The sequence below is a fragment of the Lysinibacillus sp. TE18511 genome (assembly GCF_054062295.1).
This window is the reverse complement of record NZ_JBSSFD010000001.1, coordinates 90,001-116,651: the sequence shown is the minus strand read 5'-3', so window position 1 is coordinate 116,651 and position 26,651 is coordinate 90,001. Positions and strand designations below refer to the sequence as shown.

Annotated in this window: 30 protein-coding genes; all 30 read right to left on the bottom strand. The window is 38.0% G+C overall.

Features of this window, described 5'->3' with window-relative positions; all coding sequences use genetic code 11:
- Nucleotides 1-9: 9 nt before the first annotated feature.
- Nucleotides 10-1,164 carry a protein-glutamate methylesterase/protein-glutamine glutaminase gene (locus tag ACVWXS_RS00570; RefSeq protein ID WP_456955322.1) on the bottom strand — a complete coding sequence of 385 codons (1,155 nt, stop codon included), beginning with the start codon at nt 1,162-1,164 and terminating at the stop codon, nt 10-12.
- Nucleotides 1,165-2,040, bottom strand: coding sequence for a MinD/ParA family protein (locus tag ACVWXS_RS00565; protein WP_368635447.1), 876 nt, complete (start codon nt 2,038-2,040; stop codon nt 1,165-1,167).
- A complete protein-coding gene (flhF, locus tag ACVWXS_RS00560) occupies nt 2,037-3,218 on the bottom strand; it encodes a flagellar biosynthesis protein FlhF (RefSeq protein ID WP_368635448.1) in 1,182 nt (393 codons plus the stop codon). The genes ACVWXS_RS00565 and flhF overlap by 4 nt, the downstream gene beginning before the upstream one ends.
- Nucleotides 3,215-5,248 carry a flagellar biosynthesis protein FlhA gene (gene flhA, locus ACVWXS_RS00555; protein WP_456955319.1) on the bottom strand — a complete coding sequence of 678 codons (2,034 nt, stop codon included), beginning with the start codon at nt 5,246-5,248 and terminating at the stop codon, nt 3,215-3,217. The genes flhF and flhA overlap by 4 nt, the downstream gene beginning before the upstream one ends.
- 23 nt (nt 5,249-5,271) lie before the next feature.
- Entirely contained in the window at nt 5,272-6,360 is a 1,089-nt protein-coding gene (flhB, locus tag ACVWXS_RS00550) for a flagellar biosynthesis protein FlhB (protein ID WP_456955317.1), read from the bottom strand.
- A 1-nt stretch (nt 6,361) separates the two neighbouring features.
- On the bottom strand, nt 6,362-7,138 hold the full coding sequence (gene fliR / locus ACVWXS_RS00545; protein ID WP_068983140.1) for a flagellar biosynthetic protein FliR: 777 nt from the start codon (nt 7,136-7,138) through the stop codon (nt 6,362-6,364).
- Between the two features lie 4 nt (nt 7,139-7,142).
- Complete coding sequence (gene fliQ, locus ACVWXS_RS00540; RefSeq protein WP_368635451.1) at nt 7,143-7,412, bottom strand: flagellar biosynthesis protein FliQ; 270 nt, start codon at nt 7,410-7,412, stop codon at nt 7,143-7,145.
- 13 nt (nt 7,413-7,425) lie between these two features.
- Nucleotides 7,426-8,091, bottom strand: coding sequence for a flagellar type III secretion system pore protein FliP (fliP, locus tag ACVWXS_RS00535; protein WP_368635452.1), 666 nt, complete (start codon nt 8,089-8,091; stop codon nt 7,426-7,428).
- The gene (locus tag ACVWXS_RS00530) at nt 8,088-8,759 is read right to left on the bottom strand and encodes a flagellar biosynthetic protein FliO (protein ID WP_423472028.1); all 672 of its coding nucleotides are present in this window, start codon (nt 8,757-8,759) and stop codon (nt 8,088-8,090) included. The genes fliP and ACVWXS_RS00530 overlap by 4 nt, the downstream gene beginning before the upstream one ends.
- A gap of 10 nt (nt 8,760-8,769) precedes the next feature.
- On the bottom strand, nt 8,770-9,132 hold the full coding sequence (locus ACVWXS_RS00525; protein ID WP_049668450.1) for a response regulator: 363 nt from the start codon (nt 9,130-9,132) through the stop codon (nt 8,770-8,772).
- Between the two features lie 21 nt (nt 9,133-9,153).
- Nucleotides 9,154-10,374 carry a flagellar motor switch phosphatase FliY gene (fliY, locus tag ACVWXS_RS00520; protein WP_456955313.1) on the bottom strand — a complete coding sequence of 407 codons (1,221 nt, stop codon included), beginning with the start codon at nt 10,372-10,374 and terminating at the stop codon, nt 9,154-9,156.
- Nucleotides 10,367-11,362: a flagellar motor switch protein FliM gene (fliM, locus tag ACVWXS_RS00515; RefSeq protein ID WP_368635455.1), complete on the bottom strand. Its 996-nt coding sequence runs from the start codon at nt 11,360-11,362 to the stop codon at nt 10,367-10,369. Before fliM ends, fliY begins: the two co-directional genes overlap by 8 nt.
- A 31-nt stretch (nt 11,363-11,393) precedes the next feature.
- On the bottom strand, nt 11,394-11,822 hold the full coding sequence (fliL, locus tag ACVWXS_RS00510) for a flagellar basal body-associated protein FliL (protein ID WP_368635456.1): 429 nt from the start codon (nt 11,820-11,822) through the stop codon (nt 11,394-11,396).
- On the bottom strand, nt 11,812-12,033 hold the full coding sequence (locus ACVWXS_RS00505) for a flagellar FlbD family protein (protein ID WP_068983147.1): 222 nt from the start codon (nt 12,031-12,033) through the stop codon (nt 11,812-11,814). The genes fliL and ACVWXS_RS00505 overlap by 11 nt, the downstream gene beginning before the upstream one ends.
- A 180-nt stretch (nt 12,034-12,213) precedes the next feature.
- Entirely contained in the window at nt 12,214-13,182 is a 969-nt protein-coding gene (locus tag ACVWXS_RS00500) for a flagellar hook-basal body complex protein (protein ID WP_456955309.1), read from the bottom strand.
- 78 nt (nt 13,183-13,260) lie between these two features.
- Nucleotides 13,261-13,632: a TIGR02530 family flagellar biosynthesis protein gene (locus ACVWXS_RS00495; protein WP_368635584.1), complete on the bottom strand. Its 372-nt coding sequence runs from the start codon at nt 13,630-13,632 to the stop codon at nt 13,261-13,263.
- 15 nt (nt 13,633-13,647) lie between these two features.
- The gene (gene flgD, locus ACVWXS_RS00490) at nt 13,648-14,346 is read right to left on the bottom strand and encodes a flagellar hook assembly protein FlgD (protein ID WP_456955507.1); all 699 of its coding nucleotides are present in this window, start codon (nt 14,344-14,346) and stop codon (nt 13,648-13,650) included.
- 44 nt (nt 14,347-14,390) lie between these two features.
- Nucleotides 14,391-15,671, bottom strand: coding sequence for a flagellar hook-length control protein FliK (locus ACVWXS_RS00485; protein ID WP_456955307.1), 1,281 nt, complete (start codon nt 15,669-15,671; stop codon nt 14,391-14,393).
- A gap of 24 nt (nt 15,672-15,695) precedes the next feature.
- Nucleotides 15,696-16,304 (bottom strand): MotE family protein, encoded by a 609-nt coding sequence (locus ACVWXS_RS00480; protein WP_456955305.1) that lies wholly within the window; start codon nt 16,302-16,304, stop codon nt 15,696-15,698.
- A 4-nt stretch (nt 16,305-16,308) separates the two neighbouring features.
- On the bottom strand, nt 16,309-16,758 hold the full coding sequence (fliJ, locus tag ACVWXS_RS00475) for a flagellar export protein FliJ (protein WP_456955303.1): 450 nt from the start codon (nt 16,756-16,758) through the stop codon (nt 16,309-16,311).
- Nucleotides 16,759-18,084, bottom strand: coding sequence for a flagellar protein export ATPase FliI (gene fliI / locus ACVWXS_RS00470; protein WP_456955301.1), 1,326 nt, complete (start codon nt 18,082-18,084; stop codon nt 16,759-16,761).
- A 5-nt stretch (nt 18,085-18,089) separates the two neighbouring features.
- Nucleotides 18,090-18,878, bottom strand: a complete 789-nt coding sequence (fliH, locus tag ACVWXS_RS00465; protein WP_456955299.1) for a flagellar assembly protein FliH — start codon at nt 18,876-18,878, stop codon at nt 18,090-18,092.
- Entirely contained in the window at nt 18,871-19,884 is a 1,014-nt protein-coding gene (gene fliG, locus ACVWXS_RS00460; protein ID WP_068983155.1) for a flagellar motor switch protein FliG, read from the bottom strand. The genes fliH and fliG overlap by 8 nt, the downstream gene beginning before the upstream one ends.
- A gap of 15 nt (nt 19,885-19,899) precedes the next feature.
- Entirely contained in the window at nt 19,900-21,492 is a 1,593-nt protein-coding gene (gene fliF, locus ACVWXS_RS00455) for a flagellar basal-body MS-ring/collar protein FliF (protein ID WP_456955297.1), read from the bottom strand.
- Nucleotides 21,493-21,631: 139 nt separating this feature from the next.
- Nucleotides 21,632-21,937 (bottom strand): flagellar hook-basal body complex protein FliE, encoded by a 306-nt coding sequence (gene fliE, locus ACVWXS_RS00450; RefSeq protein ID WP_068983157.1) that lies wholly within the window; start codon nt 21,935-21,937, stop codon nt 21,632-21,634.
- Between the two features lie 23 nt (nt 21,938-21,960).
- The gene (flgC, locus tag ACVWXS_RS00445) at nt 21,961-22,422 is read right to left on the bottom strand and encodes a flagellar basal body rod protein FlgC (RefSeq protein WP_402986713.1); all 462 of its coding nucleotides are present in this window, start codon (nt 22,420-22,422) and stop codon (nt 21,961-21,963) included.
- A 3-nt stretch (nt 22,423-22,425) separates the two neighbouring features.
- On the bottom strand, nt 22,426-22,818 hold the full coding sequence (flgB, locus tag ACVWXS_RS00440; protein ID WP_068983159.1) for a flagellar basal body rod protein FlgB: 393 nt from the start codon (nt 22,816-22,818) through the stop codon (nt 22,426-22,428).
- Between the two features lie 1,009 nt (nt 22,819-23,827).
- Nucleotides 23,828-24,607 carry a GTP-sensing pleiotropic transcriptional regulator CodY gene (gene codY / locus ACVWXS_RS00435; protein ID WP_068983160.1) on the bottom strand — a complete coding sequence of 260 codons (780 nt, stop codon included), beginning with the start codon at nt 24,605-24,607 and terminating at the stop codon, nt 23,828-23,830.
- An 87-nt stretch (nt 24,608-24,694) separates the two neighbouring features.
- Nucleotides 24,695-26,095, bottom strand: a complete 1,401-nt coding sequence (gene hslU / locus ACVWXS_RS00430) for an ATP-dependent protease ATPase subunit HslU (protein ID WP_456955293.1) — start codon at nt 26,093-26,095, stop codon at nt 24,695-24,697.
- On the bottom strand, nt 26,095-26,640 hold the full coding sequence (gene hslV, locus ACVWXS_RS00425) for an ATP-dependent protease subunit HslV (protein ID WP_368635465.1): 546 nt from the start codon (nt 26,638-26,640) through the stop codon (nt 26,095-26,097). The genes hslU and hslV overlap by 1 nt, the downstream gene beginning before the upstream one ends.
- Between the last annotated feature and the right edge of the window lie 11 nt (nt 26,641-26,651).

Below are 26,651 nucleotides of genomic sequence, written 5' to 3'. Positions count from 1 at the left end.
ACACCCCTTTTAAGGCAAATATTTCATTATTGTTTGTGCAATATCATCTACATCTGCAACTTCATCGACAAGTTGCGTTTCTACTGCGGCTTTTGGCATACCATACACTATGCAAGTTTCAGCTGACTCAGCAATGGCAATCACATTCCCAGAACTTTTCAGTGCTTTTAGCCCATTAGAGCCATCATGACCCATACCTGTCATAATAACTGCCACTTTATCAAAATCTTTAATTTGGCTCACATCTTCGAACATCACATCTACAGAAGGGCGATGTCCAGATTTAGGTGGTTCATTATTATCAAGGACTATGCCAAAGGAGGTACCTACTTTTCTAAGTTTTAAATGATACCCACCAGGTGCAATATACGCCACTCCAATTTGGAGAATATCTCCTTGCTCAGCTTCCTTTACGGTAATCTCACTCAATTGATCTAGACGAGTAGCAAGAGATTTTGTAAATCCTGCTGGCATATGCTGGACAATTAAAATGGGTGCTTGAATTGATTTAGGAATCTTTGTAATTACTTCCTGCAGCGCTCTTGGTCCACCAGTAGACGTACCAATTAGTACAATTTTCTTACTCACTTTACTCCATTCTACATGTGGCTTCGATAGTTCTGTCCTTGTCGGAGTAACATGGACAGGAGGAGTCACCCTACTTTCACTAAGTGGTTCTCTTCTAATGGTACTCGCATTTAATGCCTTTTCTTGTTGTTTTTTACTACCAGAAGGTTTTTTTAATTTTGAAATAGGTACTAATGCTGCTTGTTCAACCTTGTGGACAAGCTCAGTTTGAATTTTATGTAAATCAAGAGAAATTGTTCCGCTAGGCTTCGCGACAAAATCTACTGCCCCAAATTCAATTGCTGTTAAAGCATTTTCAGCCCCTCGTTGAGTTGTACTAGAAAGCATAACAATAGGTACTGGACATATAGTCATAATTTCTTTTAAAGCATCAAGCCCATTCATTTCAGGCATCTCAATATCCATTGTCACAACTGATGGCTTCAATGTTTGAATTTTTTTTATCGCATCTTTCCCATTTCGAGCTGTTCCAACTACTTCAACCTTCGAGTTGCCAACAAAAAAGTCACTAATTAGCTTTCTCATAAAAGCAGAATCATCAACAACCAGTAGCTTGCTTTTATGTAAAAAGTCCAATTAATCACGTCCTTTCGAAAAAATACTTCTTAATTTAGATAAGAATTTACCCGCTGACTGATCATGTGCATGAACTTCCTCCGCACGGTGTTCTATAAAACGCGCCACTATAAGTTGAAGTGTCTTTGAAATAAGTGCGTCTGGATAAGCAAGTGAAAAAGGTACTTGCTCACGCACAGCCTTACGCACAACAGAATCTTCAGGTAATGAACCCAACACAGTAACTTCTTTTTCCAAAAAACGTTTCATCGTAAGCCTAAGCCGTTCATTGGTTTCTGTTCCTTCTTCCTTACTAAAAGCACGATTACAGAGTATATAAAATTGCTTGTCAGCATCTCGTAAATGAATGTATTTCATCATCGAATATGCATCTGTAATAGAGGTCGGCTCTGCAGTTGATATAACAATGATTTCATTTATTGAGGCTAGTAATTCTAATGTCCAGCTTGTAGCTCCTGCCCCCATATCAAATAAGATATAATCGAAGTTTTTTTGAAACTGTTCAAATCCATAAACAAGTCGTTCAAACATCACCTCTGACCACTCGAGGACACTCGACAAACCAGATCCACCTGCAATATATTTTAAACCATAAGGGCCTTCGAAAATTACTTCTTCTAGCCCCTTATTCCCATCCAAGTAATCTTTCAAACTATTAGAAACATTTTTTCCAATTAAAATATTGATATTCCCCATACCAATATCCATATCTACGATTAGAACTTTTTTCCCTTTATTGGCCAATGTAGTGGCAAAATTCATTGTGAAGTTACTTTTGCCGACCCCACCTTTGCCGCTTACAACTGCTATTGCTCTACCTAATTCACCCTGCTGCCCCAACATTTTCAAACGTAATGTTTCAGCTTGGTCTCTCATTTTTCTTCACCTTGGAAAATTAAATTTAGTACTACTTCTAAATCAGCTTCTTCAATATCTTCTGGTACTTCTTGACCATTCGTGTAGTAAGCAAGTCCTTTATTATATTTAATCATTAAATTAATCATTGTGCCAATAGAATTTGTTTCATCAATCTTAGTAAAAATAAATTTTTCAATTGGTAATTGCTTAAATTGATCTACAATGTTTGTCATGTCCTTTTCTTTCGTCGTCATCGCAAGTACTAAGAAGGATTCTGCTTGATCATCAAATTTTATGAGACGCTGTAGATCATCTACATATTTAACCTCTTTATAATTGCGACCTGCTGTATCTATAAACACTAGATCTAAATGGGACAATCGTTGGATTGCTTGTTCAAAATCAGTAGCATTATAGGCAATTTCGACAGGTGCCTGCAATAGTCCAGCATACGTTTTTAATTGCTCAATTGCGGCAATCCGGTAAGTATCGGTTGTAATAAAGCCTATTTTTTTCTTTTTCTCTAAAACTGCTCTAGCTGCCATTTTCGCAATTGTCGTGGTCTTTCCGACACCTGTTGGACCTAAAACATTAATATATTTTTTTTCGTAGGATAAGCCTCCGACCGAAAGATTCTCAAGCTCTTTGCGCAATAAATTTTTCGTAATCATCTTACATTGAGAGAAATTGATTTCTGACGCTTCTCTGAAATGCATAAAAAGCTCATCACCAATCGTTGTGATGAGCTCTTCATTTAGCTCCTGCTGTCTTAAGTATTCAATGAAGGGTAAGAGTTCATCGGGATATTGAGCTTGTGTGGTCTTCTTATGCATGGACTGCATTAAAGCCTTAAGATCTGTAATTTCTTTCCTCAATTCTTCAGAAATGCCACTTTCCTCATGTAAGACTGCAGGATGCTGTGGCTGATGTATCTTGGCTTGAACAGCATTCGTAATCTCTAGTAACCTTGCATTCTCTTTTGTTATAGGTAAAGCTGCAGGTGCTGGAGCCGTATTACTTGGCTCCATTGAATCGATCCCTGCTACAACCTCAAAACTTTTCTTTTTAATGATTCCAAAAAATTTTTTAGTGACCACTACTTTTGAATTCAAAATGACAGCGTCCTCACCTAATTCCGCACGCACAAGCTTCATCGCCTCTGGTATGGAGGATGCATAATATTTTTTCATTTTCATTCAACATTCACCACCCCAACACTTTGAATTTCAACCGAAGCATCAAGTTCATTGTATGAAAGAACTGGAATTTGCGGGAAATAACGCTCCGTTAGTTGACGTAAATACATACGAACTGCTGGCGAGCATAAAATAATAGCAGATTGTTCCATAAAGGAAACGCGCTCTACTTCTGCAGCAATGGTTTCCAAGACCGTTTGAGAATCTTGTGGATCCATCGCTAAGTAATTTCCGTGATCAGTTTGCTGAATACTATCAGCAATCATTTTCTCAACTTTACCCGAAACAGTTATGACCTTCAATGACGAGCTGTCTCCTACGTATTGAGAAGTAATCTGACGTGCCAATGATTGGCGTACGTACTCGGTTAGTATATCTGTATCGCTCGTTAACTTTGCGTAGTCTGCTAGCGTCTCAAAAATAATTGGTAGATTTCGGACTGAAACATTTTCTCGTAAAAGTTTACCCAATACTTTTTGAATCTCACCTGTTGATAATGGTGTAGGTGTCAGTTCTTCGACTAAAATTGGATGTGTTTCACGTAAATGATCGATTAGCTGCTTCGTCTCTTGACGACCGAGTAATTCATAAGCATTTGCACGAATCATTTCCGTTAAATGGGTTGATACAACACTCGGTGGATCAACAACTGTATAGCCGAACATTTCGGCATCCTCTTTCACTTGCTCAGTAATCCACTTAGCAGGTAGTCCAAATGACGGTTCAACTGTGTCAATACCCTCGATAGAATCATCGTCTCCTGGACTCATTGCTAAATAATGATCAAGTAAAAGTTCACCACGCGCCATTTCGTTACCCTTTATTTTAATTCGATATTCATTTGGTTGTAATTGAATATTGTCACGAATACGTACAACTGGAATGACAATCCCTAATTCTAATGCTAACTGTCGACGTATCATGATGACGCGATCTAATAAATCGCCACCTTGAGCAGCATCTACTAAAGGTATTAAACCATAGCCAAATTCAAACTCAATTGGGTCCACGTTTAATAAATTCACAACGTTTTCAGGGCTCTTCATGCCGTCTGTGGCCACTTCTTCCTCAATTTCAAGTAATTCTTCTGCATCCTCAGGTTTCTTACGTTCCATCATGTAAGCACCAGCAATTAGTGAAATACCAATTGGTAGTGTTACCCAAAGAGGTATAGGTGTGAAAAATCCTAGTAAAAGTATTGTTCCACCTGCTACATAAAGCAGTTTTGCTTGAGCAAATAACTGTCCTGTAATATCTTCACCAAGACTCCCTTTAGAGGATGCACGTGTTACAACAATCCCTGTCGCTGTAGAAATCAACAATGCCGGAATTTGCGATACAATACCGTCCCCAACCGTTAGCTTAGAAAAATGAGTAGCTGCTTCAGCAAATTCAAGATCCATCTGCACAACCCCGATGATGATACCAAATAATAAGTTGATAATAACCATAACCATTGAGGCAATGGCATCCCCTTTTACGAATTTTGTGGCACCATCCATCGCTCCGTAGAAGTCCGCTTCACCCGCTACTTTGTCGCGTCGTTCACGTGCTTCTCGCTCAGAAATAACTCCTGCATTTAAGTCAGCATCAATACTCATTTGTTTACCCGGCATCGCATCAAGAGTGAAACGTGCTGCTACTTCTGCTACACGTTCCGCCCCTTTTGTAATAACGATAAACTGAATTAACACAAGAATTAAGAATACAACTAAACCAACAAGAACATTCCCGCCGACTACGAAATCACCAAAGGTTTCAACAACAGAACCAGCATCTCCATTCGCTAAAATAGCACGTGTTGTGGAAACGCTCAGTCCGAGTCGGAACAAGGTTAACAGTAAAATAACTGAAGGGAAAATAGAAAAATCTAACGCTTCCTTCATACTCATTGCTGTTAACAGTACTATTATTCCTAGTGTAATATTAATGACGATTAAGAAACTTAACATCCACGGAGGAAGAGGGATGATGAGCATCGCAACGATTAAAATAACCGCACCTAAAACCCCTAAATCGCGAACTTTCATTTGTGTCCCTCCTACTAAAAGCTTTAAATTTTCCGCTTAATTCGATAAACATAAGCAAGCACTTCTGCTATTGCTTTGAAAAACTCTTCTGGTACCTGATCGCCGATTTCTACTTGATCATACATTGCTCGTGCTAATGGTCTATTTTCAACCATAATCACATCATTTTCTTTGGCAATCAGTTTAATTTTTTGAGCGATAAAGTCTGTCCCCTTCGCGACGACGCGTGGGGCTTCCATACTTTCCTCATCATACTTGAGGGCAATCGCATAGTGAGTAGGGTTTGTTATGACAACATCAGCGCTTGGAATCTCTGACATCATACGACGCATCGCCATTTCGCGTTGGCGTTGTTTGATTTTCGATTTGATCAGCGGGTCACCCTCACTATTTTTATATTCATCTTTAATGTCTTGCTTCGACATTTTAAGATTTTTTTCGTATTCAAGTTTTTGATATACCCAGTCTAAAATAGATACACAAAGTAAAACGAGGGAAGCTGCAATTCCCATAATACCAACAAGCTTACCCACTGTAATTAGAGTCATCCATGGACTTTTAAAGGATAACGCCAAAACCTCTGGCAAATTTGTCCATATAATAATTGTCGTAACACCACCGATAAAGCCAATCTTTAATACTGACTTTAAAAGCTCTACAATGGCTTTAACAGAAAATATTTTTTTTAACCCTTTAATCGGGTCCATCTTTTTCAAATCAAACTTCATCGGCTCCAATGTAAATAGAAAGCCGAATTGTAGAAAGTTACCTGCCAATGCTCCAACAAATGCAATTGCCATAATTGGTATGACAATAATAGCCATTTGCATTAATGTTTCTGTAAATAGGCGCATCACACTATCAATTGTTAGTGTTTCTACGCGTATGTTATGAATGAAAGTTTGCCTGAAAAAAGCTAGGAGTTCGTCTCGCAGTGAACCTGCAAAGAAGAATAAAAAGATAAATACCATAAGCATGACAATCGCACTGGATATATCCTGACTTTTGACAACCTGACCTTTTTTTCGAGCATCCTGTCGTTTTTTTGGTGTCGCCTTTTCCGTTTTTTCTCCCGCAAAGTACTGTAAATCTAAATCCAGCAGTAGCAGCATCTTACCCACCACCTAAAATAGCCATTAAATCACGCATAGCGTAAATCATAATTGTAATAAGTTTTTGAATAACTTGAACCATGACAGCCATCATTGTGAATAACACTAGTAAACTAACACCAATTTTAATGGGAAAACCGACTACAAAAATATTTAATTGTGGTACAGTTTTCGCTGTGATTCCTAAAGCCAAATCGACTAAAAATAAAGTTGCTACGACAGGAGCGGCCATTTGAAAAGCAATCGCAAAAACAGCCGTAAATGTTGTGATGATAAACTCGATATAATCATCATTTGCGAAATTAGGGAATCCCTGATCCATCGGTAAGAATTGATAGCTATAATAAATTCCATCGAGAATCATATGATGTCCATCTATTGCTAGCAGAAAGAGTAATGCTAGCGTATTAAAAAATTGTCCAATCAATGGACTTTGTGCACCTGTTTGCGGGTCAATAATGTTGGCAATGGCAAACCCCATTTGAAAATCTATAAAGCTTCCGGCAATTTGAATTGCCGACATGATGATGTAGCCTATTAGACCAAGTAACAGCCCAATGAGCGCTTCCTTCACCACTAAAAGTATGTAATCACCATTAACTACAAATGGTTCAACGTCAATTGTATAATACATCATCCAAGCTAAAACTATTGCGAGAGTTATTTTGACTTTTGCCGGAATCGTTCTGTATGAGAATAAAGGTACACTCACAAAGAAAGCTGAAACGCGCACAAGTACTAATAAAAAAACCGTAAAATGCGGGATTAATTCATTCATCTACTCACCCTATATAACGCGTTAAATTCTCAAAAATGTCTCTCGCATAGCTTGTCACCTGTGATAACATCCATGGACCGAAAAATACGATAGCTACTAATACAGCGATGATTTTTGGAACGAATGCTAACGTTTGCTCTTGAATCGAAGTTGTTGCCTGAAAAATACTTACTGCTAAACCAACGATTAAAGCAACTAATAGTAGCGGACCGCTTGTTAGAAGGATAATCATAATGGCACGCTCTGCAATTGAAATAACCAATTCACCTGTCATACTGTATCATCCCCTAAAAACTTTGTAGTAATGATTTTATCACCAGGTACCAACCATCAACGAGTACAAATAATAAAATCTTAAACGGTAATGAAATCATAACCGGCGGTAACATCATCATCCCCATCGACATTAGAGTACTTGCGACAATCATATCGATTACTAGGAATGGAATAAAAATCATAAAACCAATTTGGAACGCTGTTTTAATCTCACTCAACGCGAAAGCAGGTACTAGCATTGTAAGGGGAATTTCTTCTACAGATGCTGGCTTTTCTGCCTGATTATACTTTAAAAACAAATCAAGGTCCTTTTGCCTTGTATGCTTACTCATAAACTCTTTAAATGGTACACTTGCCCGATCATACGCTTCCTCAAGCCCAATTTCTTCAGCGAATAATGGCTGTAATGCCTCTTTATTGACCTCTTGAAATGTTGGAGCCATGATAAAGAAAGTTAAAAACAAGGAAAGACCTACAATGACCTGGTTTGGTGGCATTTGCTGTGTCGCCAATGCCGTACGAACAAACGATAGCACAATAACAATTCGTGTAAACGATGTCATTAAAATTAAAATACTTGGTGCTAGTGATAGAACAGTCAACATTAAAAGGAGCTTAACAGAAGTTGAGACGTTTGTCGGATCGCTGTTGGAAAAAGTATTGATTACATCATTCATTTATCATCGTTCTCCTTTTGCTTCCATTTATCCAGTTCTTCACTACGCTCCTGTTTAATTTCGGAAATCTTTTTTTCAAATAGTTCACCAAAAGCGTTTTGATTTTGCTTTGTTGATGAACTCTCATTATTTTTTCTCTTAAACTTCGAAAATACTTCTGCAATATACGGTGATGTTGCTGCAAGTTCTTGTCGTTCATTATAAAGTGCTAATAGTGATGCAATTTCATCAGGATCAGTAATTTCACGTAACAACTGTACATCCTCACCAACCCCAACTAAATACAGTGTTTTACCTACTTGTAATAGCTGTACCGACTTTTGAGCACCTAACGATAAACCGCCTAAATTTTGTACCAATTGATTACGTTGAAAGTTTAAATTTCTTTTATTTAAAAACTTCATCAATCCATAGAATAAAGCTACAACAAAAATAAGCGCCAAAACCATTTTTATGTATTCCCATGCAGATATGTCTCCAGCTGCTTCTACATTTAAATCATCTTGCTTAGCAGCTGGATCTTTATCTTCTGTACAATCTCCTTTATTTATGCAGTCATTTACACTATTCGTGTTAGAGTCTGCATACACTGAAGTCGTTGTAGGGTACAAAAACAGGAAGGATACAAGAAATGCGAAAATCATCGTTAGACGAAATGATTTTAACATTCTCATGCAATCATCCTAGAGCTTTTTGAATCGCTTCAATTACACGATCAGCTTGGAAAGGCTTAACGATAAAGTCTTTCGCACCCGCTTGAATTGCATCGATTACCATAGCTTGTTGACCCATAGCTGAACACATAATTACAGTTGCATTTGGATCTGAACCCTTAATCGCTTTAAGAGCTGCAATACCATCCATTTCAGGCATTGTAATATCCATCGTTACTAAATCTGGCTTTAATTCGTTGTACTTTTCAACAGCCTGTAAACCATCAGCTGCCTCACCAACAACTTCAAATCCATTTTTCGATAAAATATCCTTGATCATCATGCGCATGAATGCAGCGTCGTCTACAATCAAAATTCTTTTTGACATGGTTAACTCCTCCAATTGAAACTATCTTAAATTATTTAAACGCTCTGCTTGACTTAAAACATCCGTAATGCGGACACCGAAGTTTTCATCAATAACAACGACTTCACCTTTAGCGATTAAACGACTATTTACTAAAATATCAACCGGTTCACCAGCCAATTTATCTAGTTCAATAATCGAACCACTAGATAGTTCTAAAATCTCTTTTACAGAACGCTTTGTACGTCCTAACTCTACAGTAACTTGCAACGGAATATCAAGTAGCATATTTAAATTTCTAGCTTCAGGTTGCGAGATAACATTTGTATCAAAACTAGCAAACTGTGCTTGTTGAACATTGACCGGTTGAACAGGTCTTGTTGCATGAGGAATTTGTTGTTGCTCTTGATACATTGGTTGCTGTACTGGTGCTGCCTGCTGTTGATAAACTGGCTGTGCAGGCGGCGCTGATGTTACAGGTGCTTGTGGTTGCACAAGCGACGCTACTGGTGCTTCAGGCGCTATAGTTGCAGCCACAGGTTCCTCGATTGATTCTGTTTCCCCTAATAGAGATTTTACAATGTTTTGACTAAATTTAAGCGGTAATAATTGCATTAGATTTGAATCAATTAAATTACCGATTTTCAATCTGAAGGATACTTTTACGAGTAAATCATCTTCAGGAATATTTTCTCGCCCTTCATTTTGAGAAATATTCATTAAATCAATGGTTGGTGGAGAAATATCCACTTTTTTATTGAATACCGTTGACATTGAAGTAGCCGCAGAACCCATCATTTGATTCATAGCTTCTTGAACAGCGCTTAGCTGAATTTCACCTAGGTCTGGTTTCGGATTTAAGCCATCTCCACCTAACATTAAATCAGCAATAATCGCTGCATCGGATTGCTTAATAACAAGTAAATTCATACCTGATAATCCAATCGTATATTCAACTTGTACGGCTACATAAGGATGAGGAAATTCCTCTTCTAATTTGTTACGGTTAATCATTGAAATACTTGGGGTAGTAATATCTACTTTTTGACCTAATAACGCTGAAAGTGCTGTAGCAGAGCTACCAAAAGATATATTTCCTACTTCACCTAATGCATCTTGGGCAAACGAATCGAGGTAATCCTCCACTCGTAAATCATTTATTTCTTCATCTGTAGAAGCTTCAGTGTCGCTGTTTTTATCTTCCAACGTCTCGCCCCTTAATAACGCTTCAATTTCTTCTTGGGAGAGCATTTCATCACTCATCTTCGTCTCCTCCTTTCAAAGGGTCGATAATCTGGATTGCTAATTTTTTACCGTGTTTTCCTGGTTGAACTGTGAATTTCGGTAATGTCCCTACCTTTAATAGTAACGGGTCTTCAATTTTTTGTTCTAATTGAACGACATCCCCAACTTGCATCGTGAGGAAATCCTCAATGGTGATGTCTGTAATACCAAGTTCGACGGAAAGAGGTAGTTGTGCTTGTTTCACACGTGTTTCAAGCATTTTTGTTTGCTCTGGAGACATCTCTTTTGTATTTGTCTGCATCCAATAGCGAACAGAAAGATTTGGAACAATTGGCTCCAATACAACATGCGGAATACAAATATTAATCATTCCGCTTGTCTCACCGATGATCGTATTTAATGAAATAACGACAACCGTTTCATTGGGTGAAATCATTTGTAAAAATTGAGGGTTGACCTCAAGCTCTACTAAAATCGGATCAATTTCCGCAACATTTTCCCACGCCTCGCGTAAATTATCGAATGACCGTTCAAAAAGGTTCGTCATAATCTTAGTTTCAATTTCTGTTAAGTTATCCACATTACTATGACTCGCCCCGCTACCGCCCATTAAACGATCTAACATCGAGTAGGCAATGTTCGGATTTATTTCCATCAATATGTTACCATCCAATGGTGGTACTTCAAATACATTAATGAGTGTCATATTCGGAATCGAACGTACAAACTCTTCAAATGGTATTTGGTCCACTGATGCAACAGTAATCTGCACATAGCTCCTTAGCTGTGCAGAAAAAAATGTTGTCAGTAGTCGTGCAAAATTTTCATGTATTCGGGTCAAACTTCGGATTTGATCTTTTGAGAAACGCAGTGCTCGTTTAAAGTCATATACCTTAACCTTGCGTCCTTCGTCCTCTTTTTTTATGTCGTCTGCTGACATTTCCCCTGTTGATATTGCGGAAAGCAGCGCATCTATCTCGGATTGAGATAACACATCTCCTGCCATTTGCCCACCTCCATTTCAAGCAGTTTCTTTATTATTGAGTAATGAAGGAGGTAATATAAATCTCTTGAATTTCTCCCTCTTGCATCAATTCATTTATTCGTGTTTTTAATGATTTTTGGAAAGCTTGTTTACCTTGCTTACCTTCTAAATCTTTTTGCTCCATTTCGGAAAGCTCTTGAATAACAATATTTTTCACTTGGAAATCACGCTTTGTTAACTCGGCAGCTGCATCTTTATTTGTTGTTTGAATTTTTAAAGACATACGTACAACTTTGTTATCAGCTAGATTTGTCGTAATTTCGGGAACTTCTACAGAAGCTTCTACGATTTCATCAATTGTTGGTTCAATAGGTCCTGCTGGCTTATTAAATTGGGTAAACAAAACAAACGCAATAACCCCGATAAGTATGATTGCTACTAGTACGATGATAATCATCGTTAACATTTTGTTATTCTTCATCTTCATCACCTCGTAGATGCGGGTTTGATAGTATTTGTATATTTTTATAAAAGGCTCTTACCTTTTGTCGCACCTCATCTTCACTCTGTAAAACAATGATTTTGGTTCCAGTCGTTAATGTAATGGTCGTGTCTGGGAAAGATTCGACCGTTTCTATGTATAAAGCATTCAATGTAAATGCTTTGCCATTTAGACGTGTTAGTTCAATCATTGAAATAGGGCCGGGTCTACATGAGAGCCGGCCCGACCCTCCCTCATATGAAATTATGTTTTTCTACAGTCTGAACGCCAGCTATTTCTACCATGCTTATGTCCTAGTATTCTAAGCGTTTAAATGGCTTTCCTTAACACACTTGGCGAGCCAAACTGAAAATATTCCAATTATTTCAGACTATCGTTTTAAGTTTACTAACTCTTGAAGAATTTCATCTGATGTTGTAATAATACGAGTATTCGCTTGGAAACCACGTTGTGCAACAATCATCTCAGTAAATTCTTCAGATAGGTCAACGTTAGACATTTCTACCTTCCCAGCTTGAACACTACCCATACCTGCCACAGTACCTACTTGTGCATACGCTACACCTGAGTTTGTTGTTTGTTGATAGTAATTACCGCCTACTTTAGCAAGCCCACCAGCATTCGGGAATTTAGCCATAATCAATTGACCAGCCCATTGTAGGTCCCCATTTAAATCTGTATAAGTAATCGTACCATCCTGACTAACGTTTACCGCTTTAGCTGTAGGCGGGATACGAATTGGTCCTACAGTACCGTCAGCAGGTGTTAATTTGCCAGTATCATCAAATAAGTTGGCACCTTCATCACCAGATGCTTTTGGTCCATCTGCCGCTAAGATACCTGTATCATCCTTCTCGATAACAAGCTCGTCACCAGCTGAAATACCTACCATATATTTACCATCAGCATTCACTAAATATCCATTATTATCCATGTAGAAAACACCATTACGTGTAAATAATGTGTTATTGAAACCTTCTTCATCAATAAAGCCACTATCTGGATCTGGTGCACCATTAGCATCAGCCACCATAAAGAAGCCATCACCTTCAATAGCTAAATCTAATCCACGTCCTGTTTGTTGTAAGGATCCACCACCGTGAATGGTATCAATAGCCGCTATTTGTGAACCTAAACCTACTTGTTTTGGGTTTACACCCCCAGTTGTTGCAGTAGATCCTGAAGCACCTGCTTCCGTTTGAGACATTAAATCTTTAAATTGAACACGACCTTTTTTAAAACCAATTGTGTTAACGTTTGAGATATTATTACCAATAACATCTAGCTTTGTTTGGAAGTTTTTAAGACCTGAAATACCTGAATACATAGAACGTAACATAATACCGTTCTCCCTTCATTTAAAATTGTGCACCTCTATCAATCAGCACACCTAGGCTTCCTTTCAAAGGTCCAGCCCTTACAGCACAATTGTGCCATCAATATTTGTAAATATTTGCTGCTTTGCTTCCGTGCGGTCCATTGCTGTAATGACAGTAGCGTTTTTAGCACTGACAATTAAAGCTGCTTGATCCATCAAGACTAATGGTTGTTTAACACCTTTTGAGTGCGCTTCAAATACCTTGTCTGATACAACTTGCCATTCTTGTTCAGAAATCGCTATATTACGCTCGATAATACGTTCATGCGCGTGCTTGCTCACTTTTAGTTCTTGTTGGTTGGTAGCATCCTGTAAATGAGCCTTAAACGATTGCTGTGATTTTAATGGCGTAGGTTGTGTCTGGCGAATAGATGGATGCAATGGTACACGATGAATTGAAAACTTATCCATCATTTTTCTCCACCTTTATTCGCTTATTACGGTAAAATCTTTATCCATTAGTTTTTTATCATTGTCTAATACATAATGAATGACGCCATCTTTATTCGTTACAGAAACGATTCGTCCTTGTAGTTCTTGGTCGCCTTCCTTATAAGTAACCTTTTTACCGATTAACTTACTTGCCTGTACAAGCGGGGATTCTGGTACCGTATTATCATTCGAATCCGTTCCTGAACTACCTAAAATTGCTGAAATATTGCCAGGGGTAATTTCCTTACCATCTGCTAATTTAAACACTACATCACCGTCTACAAAATTCAACGACTCAATAATGCCTGTTCCTTCTGCGACAATAGGTTTTTGCTTTTCATCAAGCTTATCTGTAATCTCATGCCACTTAACTTCTTTACCAATAAATGTTGAATAATTCATCATCTGTGTTTGTTGCTGTGAAGCAAGCATTGACTCCATCGCTTTTGTCATGTTTTGCATTTGCTCTAAGGAAGAAAACTGTGCCATTTGCGAAATAAATTCTCTATCATCCATTGGATTCGTTGGATCTTGGTTTTGTAATTGTGTAATTAACAATTGAAGAAAAGCATCCTTCCCAAGTTCACTATTTCCTGTTTGCTTCGTAGGCTTCTTATAATTGGAATAATGAAAGTCATCCGTTACTGTTGTATTTGTTGCTTTAGGTGTATTTGTTGATTTAGGTGTATTCATTGGTTTTGGTGTATTCGGTGTTTTAGTTATTGCATCTGCCATCCTTACACCTCCTCATTTAATAAATATTCACTAAAGGACTTGCTCTCATCGTCATCTTCGCTTTTTTGCTCCTGCTCATCTTCCTGCTGTTGCTTAAAGAAATTGTTGAAGAAGCTTTGGTCACGTTGTTGACGATCTGCATCTTGCAATGACTGGGCAATATCGAGACGATCAACTTGTATATTTTGCTGTACAAAGGCTTGCTTAAGTTGATGTGCCTGACTATCTAGTAATTCACGTCCATGAGCCGTTGAAGCAAGTAGTCGTGCTGAGAGGACTCCATCATTTTGCACAAGCTCGATACGAATTGTCCCTAGATTTTCCGGGTACAATTTCAATGTTAAACGTGTAATCCCTTGTGCATTAGAGACTTGCGCTCTATTGATGATTGCTTGCATCTCTTTCAGCAATGCCTCAGACTGTGCTGGTTTTGCTGCTGGCAATGTTACTTGGAATGAGTCTGCTTTTGTTTGGACTGTATTGGCCGTCACCATTTCATTAGCACTTGTGTCGGTCTGCTTTGTAACTTGAACTTGCTGCACTACTTGCTGGAAGCCCTGTAACGGAAGCGTTACTGTTGTTTTAGTTGTTACTTGCTGAGCAGTTTGAATCGTCTCTACTTGTGTTTGCATTGTAGTTAAAAAACTCTTAACGTTAGTTAGCAAGCTTTCTTGTTGACCTGTTAAGTCTGTTTTCTGTCCTACTAATTGTGCTAACTTCAACACTTGAAGTAATTGTGTTGCTTCTTTCGGTGTTACTTGACCTTCACCTTGCAAAGCTGATACAACTTGCGCTTGAAGCATTGGTGCCTGAGCGTCTACTAGCGCTAAAAGCTCCCATACATCACTAGCTTCTTTATCTTCCCCTAGCAGCTGTTGTACTAATTTTTGAAGTTGCTCTGAATCAATTCCTAATGCATCCATTAAATTTTCTAGATTTAGCATCTCATCTATCGCAACAGCTTTGCCTTCCTCACCAACTTGAAGCATTAACAAACCATCGTCGTGTGAAATACCTAGTAAATCTAGAACATCTTCAATAGATTCAGCATTTAAAACTTCTGTTAATTCTGCAGTATCATTTGTTTCTGTTGATTGTTTAGACTGCTGTGTTTGATTTGAAGAAGAAATAATTTGTCCAAAAACAGAGCCAAACGTTGATAGATTTTCTTTCTTCGACGTTTCACTTGCTTTCACATCGGCATTGCCCGCTGGTCCAGGTTTGGTAGCTGCTGTTTTAGTTGGTATAGTCTTGGACATCATTTGCATCGTTGCCACATCCATCATTTCACCTCCTTTCTTATTTCCTTATTCCTTAGCCATCATTTCTGTATATTTCGCTGCATCTTGTGGATCCATTTTTTCCAGAATTGCTGCTAATTTATCTGGTTTTAAGTTCGTTAAAATACGAAGTGCTTCAACATCGCTCATTTTAACAAGCACTGGCGCTGCTGCTTTAGGAGACATGGTATCAAATGTTTTTAAAATGTCATTAAAGTCACCCTTTACGTCATCTTGTTCCCTATTTATTTTTTCAACTTCAAATTTCAACTGCTCAATTTCTGTCGTTAACTTTTCTTTTTCAGTTGTTGCCGTATCCAATTTTTTTTGCAGTTGAGCGATTTCCGCTTCTTTTTCTTGAATATCAGCCTGTAATTTTACAACCTTCGAATCGTTACTAACAACAGCATCTTTTGCTTGTTGTTCTTCTGAAGGTACGAATGGTAAGCTTTCATATGCCTTCTTTCCTAAATCAAAGACATTCGTATTCATTAGTGTTGCAACTACAAGTAGAATTGCTACTACAAACATTATAGGTATTACAAACCACATAAAAAACTTTCGAAAGCCACCTGATTTTCGTTTAGGTGGATGTTCTTCTAACTCCGTTGTAAATCGATTATCTTTTTTTGCCATGAAATCACCTGATTTCTCTCTTGTTATACGTAAGTGATGAAATCTCATCTAAAAAAATGCCTTCGACGCGATCCTGTTCTTGCTGGAATAACTTAAAATCTTTCTCTCGCATTTTTTCAAATTTACGTACTTCCAAGTTTTTTTCTAATAATTTTTCTTCGTGCCAATTCATTTTTGCACGAGCTTGTACAACTTTTTGCTGTACATCAGTAATTGTTTTTTCGAGACTATCAATAAATCGGGCATAGTGATGAATCTCCTCTATTGATGAACCCACAGATAAACGATCCTGCTGAAAGTCTAGTAAATCTTCTTTCTTTTTTAGCAAACTATAAAGCTTTGATGCTATCTCTTCAAAAGAACGTACAGATTCTTTATAGGCCATTTCAGTCTCATTTTTTTCCTGCTCTCGAATGGTTAATACTTTTTCAAAACGATATATATAACTTGTCATCTATTTGCCACCACCGTTCGATAATGTAATTAACTCATTCATACTTTCCTCAAGCGTCACTTTTTCCAAATAGCCTTGCTTTAAATAAGAGGTAATAAGAGGTTCATAGTAAATCGCTTCATCAATTTCTTTTGATGTTCCCCGCTTATAAGCACCGATGTTAATTAAATCCTCCGACTTGTCATATGTATAATAGAGCTCTCTTAAGCGTTCTGCAGCCTTTTTATGCTCTGGCTCTGCCACATGATTCATTAAACGGCTGACGCTTTTTAATACATTAATAGCTGGATATTGACCTTTATTAGCAAGGTTTCGATCAAGAACAATATGGCCATCTAATATCCCTCGTACAGTATCTGCAATTGGTTCGTTCATATCATCACCATCTACTAATACTGTATAAAAGGCAGTAATAGTGCCATTCTCATTAGTACCTGTGCGCTCTAATAGTTTAGGTAAAATCGCAAATACAGATGGTGTATATCCTTTTTGAGCTGGTGGTTCACCTGTCGCAAGGCCAATCTCTCGCTGTGCCATTGCAACACGTGTCACAGAATCCATCATCATCATTACATTTAAACCACGATTTCTAAAATACTCTGCAATCGCTGTTGCGGTAAAAGCCCCTTTAATTCGCATCAGCGCAGGCTGATCAGAAGTAGCAGCCACCACTATTGAGCGTCTCAAACCCTCTTTTCCTAAATCACGCTCTATAAACTCACGTACTTCACGTCCACGCTCTCCAATGAGTGCGATAACGTTTAAATCGGCTTGCGTATTTCGCGCAATCATTCCGAGCAATGTACTTTTCCCGACCCCAGAACCAGCGAAAATACCTACACGTTGTCCACTTCCGACTGTTAGCATACCATCAATCGCTTTAACCCCAACTTCAAGTCTTTCATCAATCGGTGGACGTGTCAGTGGATTTGGTGGGTCCTGCTCTGTCGGTACTGTCATTAATCCTTTTGGTAATACAGTTCCATCTATTGGATTTCCCATAGAATCAAGTACCTTACCGATGAGCTCAGGACCCACTTTTATCTCTAGTGGTGCTCCTGTGCCTTCAACTAGGCAGCCAATGGAAATTTCTCGAAGAGATGTATAAGGCATTAAGACGACAATTTCATCTTTGAAGCCGACAACCTCTGCTAAGATGATTTGATGGCCGTTTTTCGAAGTTTCCACATGAATTTTACAGACATCACCAATGGAACTATCTGGACCTTGCGACTCAATCATCAAGCCGACAACTCTAGTTACTCTACCAAATTTTTTAAAGGTTGGCATTTGAGGAATTTGTTTGATCAATTGAGCCGTTTTCATCTAGATCATTCCTTACTTTCTAATATTTCATGTAGCTTCAATCTTAGTTCATTTAATTGCTCATCAATACTTACAACAATACGCCCATGATTTGTTTCGATATAACAATCTGTTGCGTTTTCTAAATCCTCATTTGCAAAAATCATAAACGGTACGTCTGTTGGGAACATTTCAGCTAGTTCATCTCGATTTGAAGTAATTAATGCATAGTAGATAGGTGAAACATAAATTTTTATTTCTTTCATTTCTCTAGCTTCTTTAAGTCCTCTGCGAACGATAGAAACAAATAATTCATTGTCTCGCTCTAAAGATGCATCAATAATTCGCGCTGCTGCAGTTAAGCCTAGCTCTAAAATAATCGCTTCCTGATCTTCAATATATTTTCGTGCATTTTCCTTCGCCTGAAGGATTACTTCATTGGCTGTTTGGAGAGAATGTGCCATCGCTTCATTCGCTTTATTTGTCCCATCCTCATAGCCTTGACCAAATCCTTCATCATAAGCTTCTTGCACTCGATTAGGTCGTTCTTCTTCCCAACTTTGCTTTAAATGCTCAATTTCCTGAAAGAACATTTGCTTTTTTTGTTCAAAAGCCTCACGTTCAGCCTGTATAGTAGCTCTAGCCTCTGCAAGTAAACGTTCGCGCTCTTCCAGTACTTCTTCTATAGTCATTTGTTTTTGAAGTGGAATTTCTTCATTTTCTACTTCATGCATGTCAAACATGTCACGAATCTGAATCTTTTTTACATTTTCGCCATTGGATTGTGTATATACGGAACGGATGATTCTAGACAATGACGTCATCTCCTCCACCGCGTGCAATAATAATCTCACCAGCATCCTCTAAGCGACGAATGACCGCAACAATTCGAGATTGCGCTTCCTCTACGTCACGCAGACGCACAGGTCCCATAATTTCCATTTCTTCCTTAAACGTGTCAGCCATACGTTGTGACATATTGCGGAAAATAATATCTTTTACTTCTTCGCTTGAAACTTTCATTGAAAGCAGCAAATCTTCATTTTCACAATCACGAATAACTCGTTGAATCGAGCGGTTGTCGAGTGTAACAATATCCTCGAATACAAACATACGTTTTTTGATTTCTTCAGCAAGCTCTGGATCTTGAATTTCGAGTGCATCGAGAATCGTTTTTTCCGTTTGTCGGTCTACACCATTTAACACTTCAACAACTGCATCAACGCCACCTGTTTCTGTGTAATCCTGTGTAACTGTCGATGATAATTTACGTTCTAAAACAGATTCAATTTCACTAATAACTTCTGGTGAAGTTGATTCCATTACAGCTATACGTTTAGCAATATCAGCCTGAACTTCCTGCGGTAATGACGATAAAATAACACCCGCTTGCCCCGCTTCTAAATAAGATAGAATAAGGGCAATTGTTTGTGGATGTTCATTTTGAATAAAGTTGAAAATTTGTGCTGGATCAGCTTTACGCGCAAAGTCAAATGGACGCACTTGTAAAGATGATGTTAGACGATTAATAATTGTTTGCGCCTGTTCTACCCCAAGTGCTTTTTCCAATACTGTCTTCGCGTAACCAATACCACCCTGTGTAATATAATCTTGTGCAAGTGCAATATTGTGGAATTCTTCAATAATTTCCTCTTTAACATTTGCTTCTACTTTTTTAACGCTTGAAATCTCTAATGTTAAACGTTCAATTTCTTCCTCTGTTAAATGTTTATAAACAGCAGCTGAAACCTCAGGCCCTAATGAAATTAACAAGAGAGCGGCCTTTTGTTTTCCGGTTAATTCCTTTTCTTTCTTGGACACAGCCGAACCTCCTAGTTATTCTTCCGCAATCCAACTACGCAGTAACTTCGCAAAATCGTCTGGCTTTTCTTTTGCCATTTTTTCAAGCTGCTTACGACGCATTGTAGCTTCCGTTTCAATTTCTTCATTAATATCTTCAATCATCAGTTCTTCTTGTTCTTCTAGGATGCTAAACTCTTCTTCTTCCTTCGCACGTTTACGTGAACGGATAATGAAGAATGCAAGCAATAATATTACAGCTAGTAATATTCCGCCGATTACCCAAACCCACCATGGGATAATAGATTTTTCGCTAACTTCATCTGTTGCTTTACCATTTAAAGGTTGTACTGAAACAGCTACTTTTTCATCAATTTGCTCTTGAGTAAGCTCTGCTGCTACATCTTTAGAAATCGTCGTACGAACAATAGTACTTAAAATTTTCTCGATATCCTCTTGAACCCCATCTGGTAATGACGCTGCATCAGTTGCTGTCGGAGGTTCAACAATTACTTGGATACCAATATCTTGGACTTTATATGGTGCCTCTTGGATTTCTTTGCGTATACGGTTTACGTCATTATTAATTGTTTCTTCAGTACGCTCGTAATCCCCGTTACCCGTTGCACCTTCGTTATAAGTTGTAAAGTTATCTGTCGTCGTTTCAGCTTCAGGTGTTCCAGTAGCAGCAGCTCCTGTACCAGAATATTGCTCTGTTATACGTTGGGCGCTAATAGCAATCCCTTCCATATTCTCTTCATCAACTGGCGAAACTAGATTTTCTTCACGATTTTCTTTTTTAAAATCGATGTCTGTTGTCACAGAAACTATTACTTTGTCTTGTCCCATAAGCGTACCTAACATAGTTTGCACTTGACGTTGTAGATCACGCTCAACCATTTTCTTCGCCTGTAACTGACCTTCAGCTGTCGTTGTTGAAGTTCCATCAGCCGTAGTAGCATTCAAATCAAAGTACTCAGAGAACTGGTTAGATATAACGATATTTTCTGTTTTTAAATTTGGTACACTTTTTGCTACTAGGTTGTACATAGTGGCAATTTGTTGCTCGGTAAATTTATAGCCAGGGTCTGTATTCAATACAATAGATGCTGTCGCTTCCTCTTTTGTATCATTCAAGAAAACTCCTTCTTCAGGAACATTTATCATTACTTTTGCATCTTTTACACCTTCTAGATTTTTAATGAGTTTGGCAATTTCTGTTTCAGTTGCCGCCTTTTTTAATAAGTTAAACTCATTATCCGTCATACCAAATCCAGAGCTGTTCGCAAATGAGTAATCAATCGTTCCTGTTTGCGGATATCCTTCCGAAGCTAATTGCACTAACAATGCATCAACTTGTTCCTGAGGCACTAAAATTGCTGTCCCTCCGGGTGCAATTTCATATTTTACACCTTGGGAGTCCAACGCTTCCTTTACTTGACCGATTTCTCTAGTCGATAAATCTTTATAAAGTGGTACATATGTAGTTTTTGTAGCAAAAAGTGTAATAACGGCAGCAAGCACTAAAACACCTACTACTGAACTAATCATTACAATTTTTTGTTTTTTACTACGACTTGTCCAAAATTGGCTGGTGTCGTTTTTTATTTTCGTCAATCGTTCATTCATTATGAATCCTCCGGTTATAGTGAATAACCTATCCATCTAATAATTCGCGAAAACAGTGACATCCCGCCACATTCATTTAGTCAAAATTGCGGGATAAAATCTTTACTTCAATAGTGAGTGAATCACTTGTTTATTAAAGTTAGACACTCATTCGCATTATTTCTTGGTAAGCTTCAATCACCTTATTGCGAACTTCCATTGTTGCATTTAATGTAATACTCGCTTTTTGTGATGCAATCATCACTTCGTGCAACTCTACATCTTCACCAGCAATTAGCTTTTGAGTAAGATTATCAGAAGTAATTTGTTGGTCATTAACTTTCGCTATCGCTTCTTTTAACGAGTTCGCAAAGCTTTGTTGTGCTTCATAAGGTGTCGTGTTAAGTTTATTTGTTTCTTTTACAACCTGTGTAGGTGTCATTAGTGAAACGGACGAAATTGCCATTATGTATCTTCCTTTCTTCTTATTTATTTACCAATCTCTAAAGCCTTTGTCAGCATAGACTTATTTGCATTCAATACAGTTACGTTTGCCTCGTAGGAACGAGTGGCTGACATTAAATCTACCATTTCTTTTAATGGATCTACATTTGGCATATTTACATAGCCATCTGCGTTAGCATCTGGATGAGTTGGATCATACACAAGTTTGAAAGGTGTTTCTCTATCTTCTTTTATTTGTGTAACTTTTACGCCGTTGCCAACGCCGCTTTTCGCATTTTTCCCAAGTGCGGCATTATAGAACTTTGAAAACTGTCCTTCTTGAGCTGTCAATGTCACAGACTTCCGGCGGTATGGTTCCCACTCCCCATTCACTTGTCTAGCACGCGTTACATCCATGCCTGCCATATTAGAAGAAATGACATCCATTCGTAAACGCTGCGCTGTTAAAGCTGAGGCAGTGGTATTCATTCCATGAAAAATAGACATTTATTACTTACCTCCTTTAATAACAGTGTTTAATGTATTTAACTTACCGTTCATACGGTCAATTAATGCATTGTAATAGATTTGATTTTCTGCCATTTTCACCTGTTCTGCATCCATATCTACAGCATTACCATTATTTCGATAACGCAAGCCGTCTACATTATTTACACCAGGTGTAGATTGTCGAATCGTAAAATCATAATGTCTATTATCAGTACGATATGCCGAAATTGATATTTGTTGTTCTTTCTCCAACATATCCTTAAAACTTACATTTTTCGCCTTATAGTTCGGTGTATCGACATTCGCAATATTATTGGCGATTGTTTTATGATTCAAAGTTGCATAGGAAAGTCCGTTTTCCAGGCTACTAATAGTTCCTCCAAATAAATTCAAAACCATTCACCTCATTTATTTCTTTTTATGTATTTCTTATTTTATCCAATAATACAATTGTAATTAAGATGATACGTTGTGTCTATTGTCTTTTGTCACTTTTCGCTAGTCTATACGACCCATTTTTTACCTCACCTAACCAGGACAATAATGCCGGAACCCTTGATCCGCCTGCTTTCGCGAGGATTCTACAAACTCTAGTAATTTTACACTATTTCGACAGTGTTTAAGGGCATAGTATCAGATTATTCCCTTTTTTTCACTTTATCGCATTCGACACGATGTCTAATTTAAGGTTCGTTTTTACTACTTCTGAGTATTATACTGAATATTCCGTTAACTATCAAAAGAATTTTCTACCATTCCAGACAGGTAACAAAAGGGGTATTCGCAACTTTCGTTTTTTATGCTAATAGTAGCGGAATTTTGGTGAAAATATTTAGGGAGAAAGAAACGGGGTTATTCAAGTTATAGAACTCAGGATTATTTAAGTTAATTTACTCTTCATCTTTTAGCACTACTTTACCCATAATAACAGGCAGTAATTTAGCTGTACCGAAAGCGAATCGTCAGATATATGACCCCACCACAAAATTCGACACAAAAGACTATGAAAACTAATAATCAGTCGGGATAAAGACAAACTCACTGATTAAAGCTTCACTATAGTGTTTTGTTTACTATGATGTAATTTACACCAATCATCCATAAAGGTATCAGCTCTCTTTTAACTAATCGAGTAGGACACTAGCCATTAATTGACTAGTTGACTAGTCGACCTCTCACACCCGTACATACAATCCCGTATTCGGCGGTTTAGCTTCTTAAGTGTCCATTCCTTCTCAACGGAATGGACATCCTTGTCTTTCGCTAACAGTTCCTACTATCAAGCCTGCAGTGGAGCGTCACCATCAAGTTATTGCGCATGCCGAGCACATAAAAAAAGCATCTGGAACAAAATTGCTCCAGATGCCTTGTAAAGTTCCCATGATCTAAAGGGAACTTATCATTATTTCATTTTAATTTCCGCTAATGCATTTAAGAATTTATCGTTTAGTACTTTAATGTAAGTACCTTTCATACCTAGAGAGCGCGATTCAATAACACCTGCAGATTCTAGTTTACGTAATGCATTTACGATTACTGAACGTGTAATACCTACTCGGTCTGCAATTTTTGAAGCAACAAGTAAACCTTCATGTCCATCAAGTTCTTCAAAAATATGTTCAATAGCTTCTAACTCACTGTATGAAAGAGAATTTATCGCCATTTGTACAACCGCTTTACTACGTGCTTCCTCTTCGATTTCCTCTGATTTCTCACGTAAAATTTCCATACCAACTACAGTTGCACCATATTCAGCTAAAATTAAATCATCATCCTCGAATTGTGCAGCTAAACGAGCAAGAATTAATGTACCAAGACGTTCACCACCACCAACAATCGGTACGATCGTTGTTAACGCATTTTGGAATAACTCTTTGTTTTCAACTGGGAAAGCAGTGTGTTCGTCATGAATATCTAGATTTGAAGATGTCTCAGAAATTGTAAACAAGCTATGTGTGTATTCTTCTGGGAATTGTCGCTCTTCGAACATCTTTTTCATACGTTCGTTTTCAATTTGTTGATGAATTGAAATACCTAAAAGTTTCCCTTTACGGCTTACAATATATACATTACTGTCTATAATGTCTCCTAATGTATCTGCCATTTCTTTAAAGTTTACTGGCTTGCCAGCAGATGCTTGGAGCATTGAGTTAATTTTACGCGTTTTTTCTAATAAATTCATTATATGTTCCTCCTATAAATAATCCGAAGAGTATTTACTTAATATTCTAAAGGTTTTTACAACCGAATGATACTATTTTGACTTATTTTACAATATAAACTGTGACAAATCTTTGTTTTTTACTATACCCGCAAGTTTTTGATCGACATATGCAGCTGTGATTGGAATATTTGCAGGTGCAATTTCAGATGCTTCAAATGACAATTCTTCTAACAAGCGTTCTAAAATTGTGTGCAAACGTCGAGCCCCTATATTATCAGTCTCCTGATTAACTTCGGTAGCAATTTCAGCAATTCGTTCAATCGCATCTTCCGTAAAGTTTATTTCTACACCCTCTGTTTCTAACAATGCCTTGTATTGCAGAATAAGTGATTGATCTGGTTCTTGCAAAATACGTACAAAATCTTGTTTCGATAATTTTTCAAGCTCTACGCGAATCGGGAATCGACCTTGCAACTCAGGAATTAAATCTGACGGCTTTGACATATGAAATGCTCCTGCAGCAACGAAAAGCATAAAGTCAGTCTTTACAGCACCGTACTTCGTTGTTACAGTAGAACCTTCAACGATTGGTAGAATATCACGTTGTACACCCTCACGTGATACATTTGCAGAAGAGTTACCTTCTTTACTAGCAATTTTATCAATTTCATCAATAAAAATAATTCCTGACTGTTCAGCTCTTGAAACGGCTTCTTGTGCAACTTCGTCTGCATCTATCAGCTTATTTGCTTCCTCGATTGTTAAAATACGACGCGCGTCTTTCACTTGTACACGGCGTTTCTTCTGCTTTTTAGGCATTAAACTAGATAGCATATCTTGCATGCCATTGTTTGCAGACATATCCATGCCCGTTCCTTGTAAGGCATCAAAAATAGAAGGAGTTTGTTCCGTCACTTCAACGGTAACCCATTCATTTTCTAATTTACCATTCCGTAAATCAATAGCGATTTGCGCACGTTTAGAACGCACCTCGGTCTCTTCAGATGAAGTATCGTCATTTGTTTGCTGATCTTTACCACCAAACAACATTTCAAACGGATTTTGCATGGATTGTTTTTTTCGTAAAGAAGGAACCAATAGCTTAACTATTGCTTCGTTGGCTAATTCTTCTGCTTGTTCCTTCACAGACTCCATCATTTCTTCTTTTACAAGACGATGTGAAGCTTCTACTACATCACGTACCATCGATTCTACATCGCGTCCAACATACCCTACTTCTGTAAACTTCGTTGCTTCGACCTTTACAAATGGCGCATTCGTTAACTTCGCAATTCTTCTAGCAATTTCTGTTTTTCCGACACCTGTAGGTCCAATCATTAAAATATTTTTCGGAATTACTTCAGCCTTCATATCATCACTTAGCAGCGAGCGACGATAACGATTACGTAATGCAATAGCTACTGCTCGCTTTGCCTCATTTTGCCCAACGATATAACGATCCAAATGCTCAGTAATTTGTCTTGGCGTTAAATTATTTAGTTTCATTAGTTAAGCGCCTCCACGATAATATTATGATTCGTAAATACACAAATCTCAGCAGCAGTTTCTAATGCCGCCTCCGCGATTTCGCGAGCAGACATTGTATCACCCGCATATTTTTTTAAAGCACGACCTGCTGATAATGCATAGTTACCCCCAGAACCTATTGCCAAAATACCGTCATCTGGTTCAATTACTTCTCCCGTACCTGAAACAAGAAGAAGTGTAGTTTTATCCATTACAAGTAGCATAGCCTCTAATTGACGTAGCATTTTATCACCGCGCCACTGCTTGGCAACTTCTACTGCTGCACGTTGTAAGTTGCCATTGTATTCATTTAGCTTTCCTTCAAACATCTCAAAAAGCGTAAAAGCATCAGCAACCGATCCTGCAAATCCAGCAAGCACCTGCCCATTAAACAGACGTCTGACCTTTCTTGCTGTACCTTTCATCACAACCGAATTCCCTAGGGTTACTTGACCATCACCAGCCATAGCGCAACTTCCATTATGATGAACTGCAAATATCGTTGTCGCATGAATTTGTCCCATTTGCCTTCCTC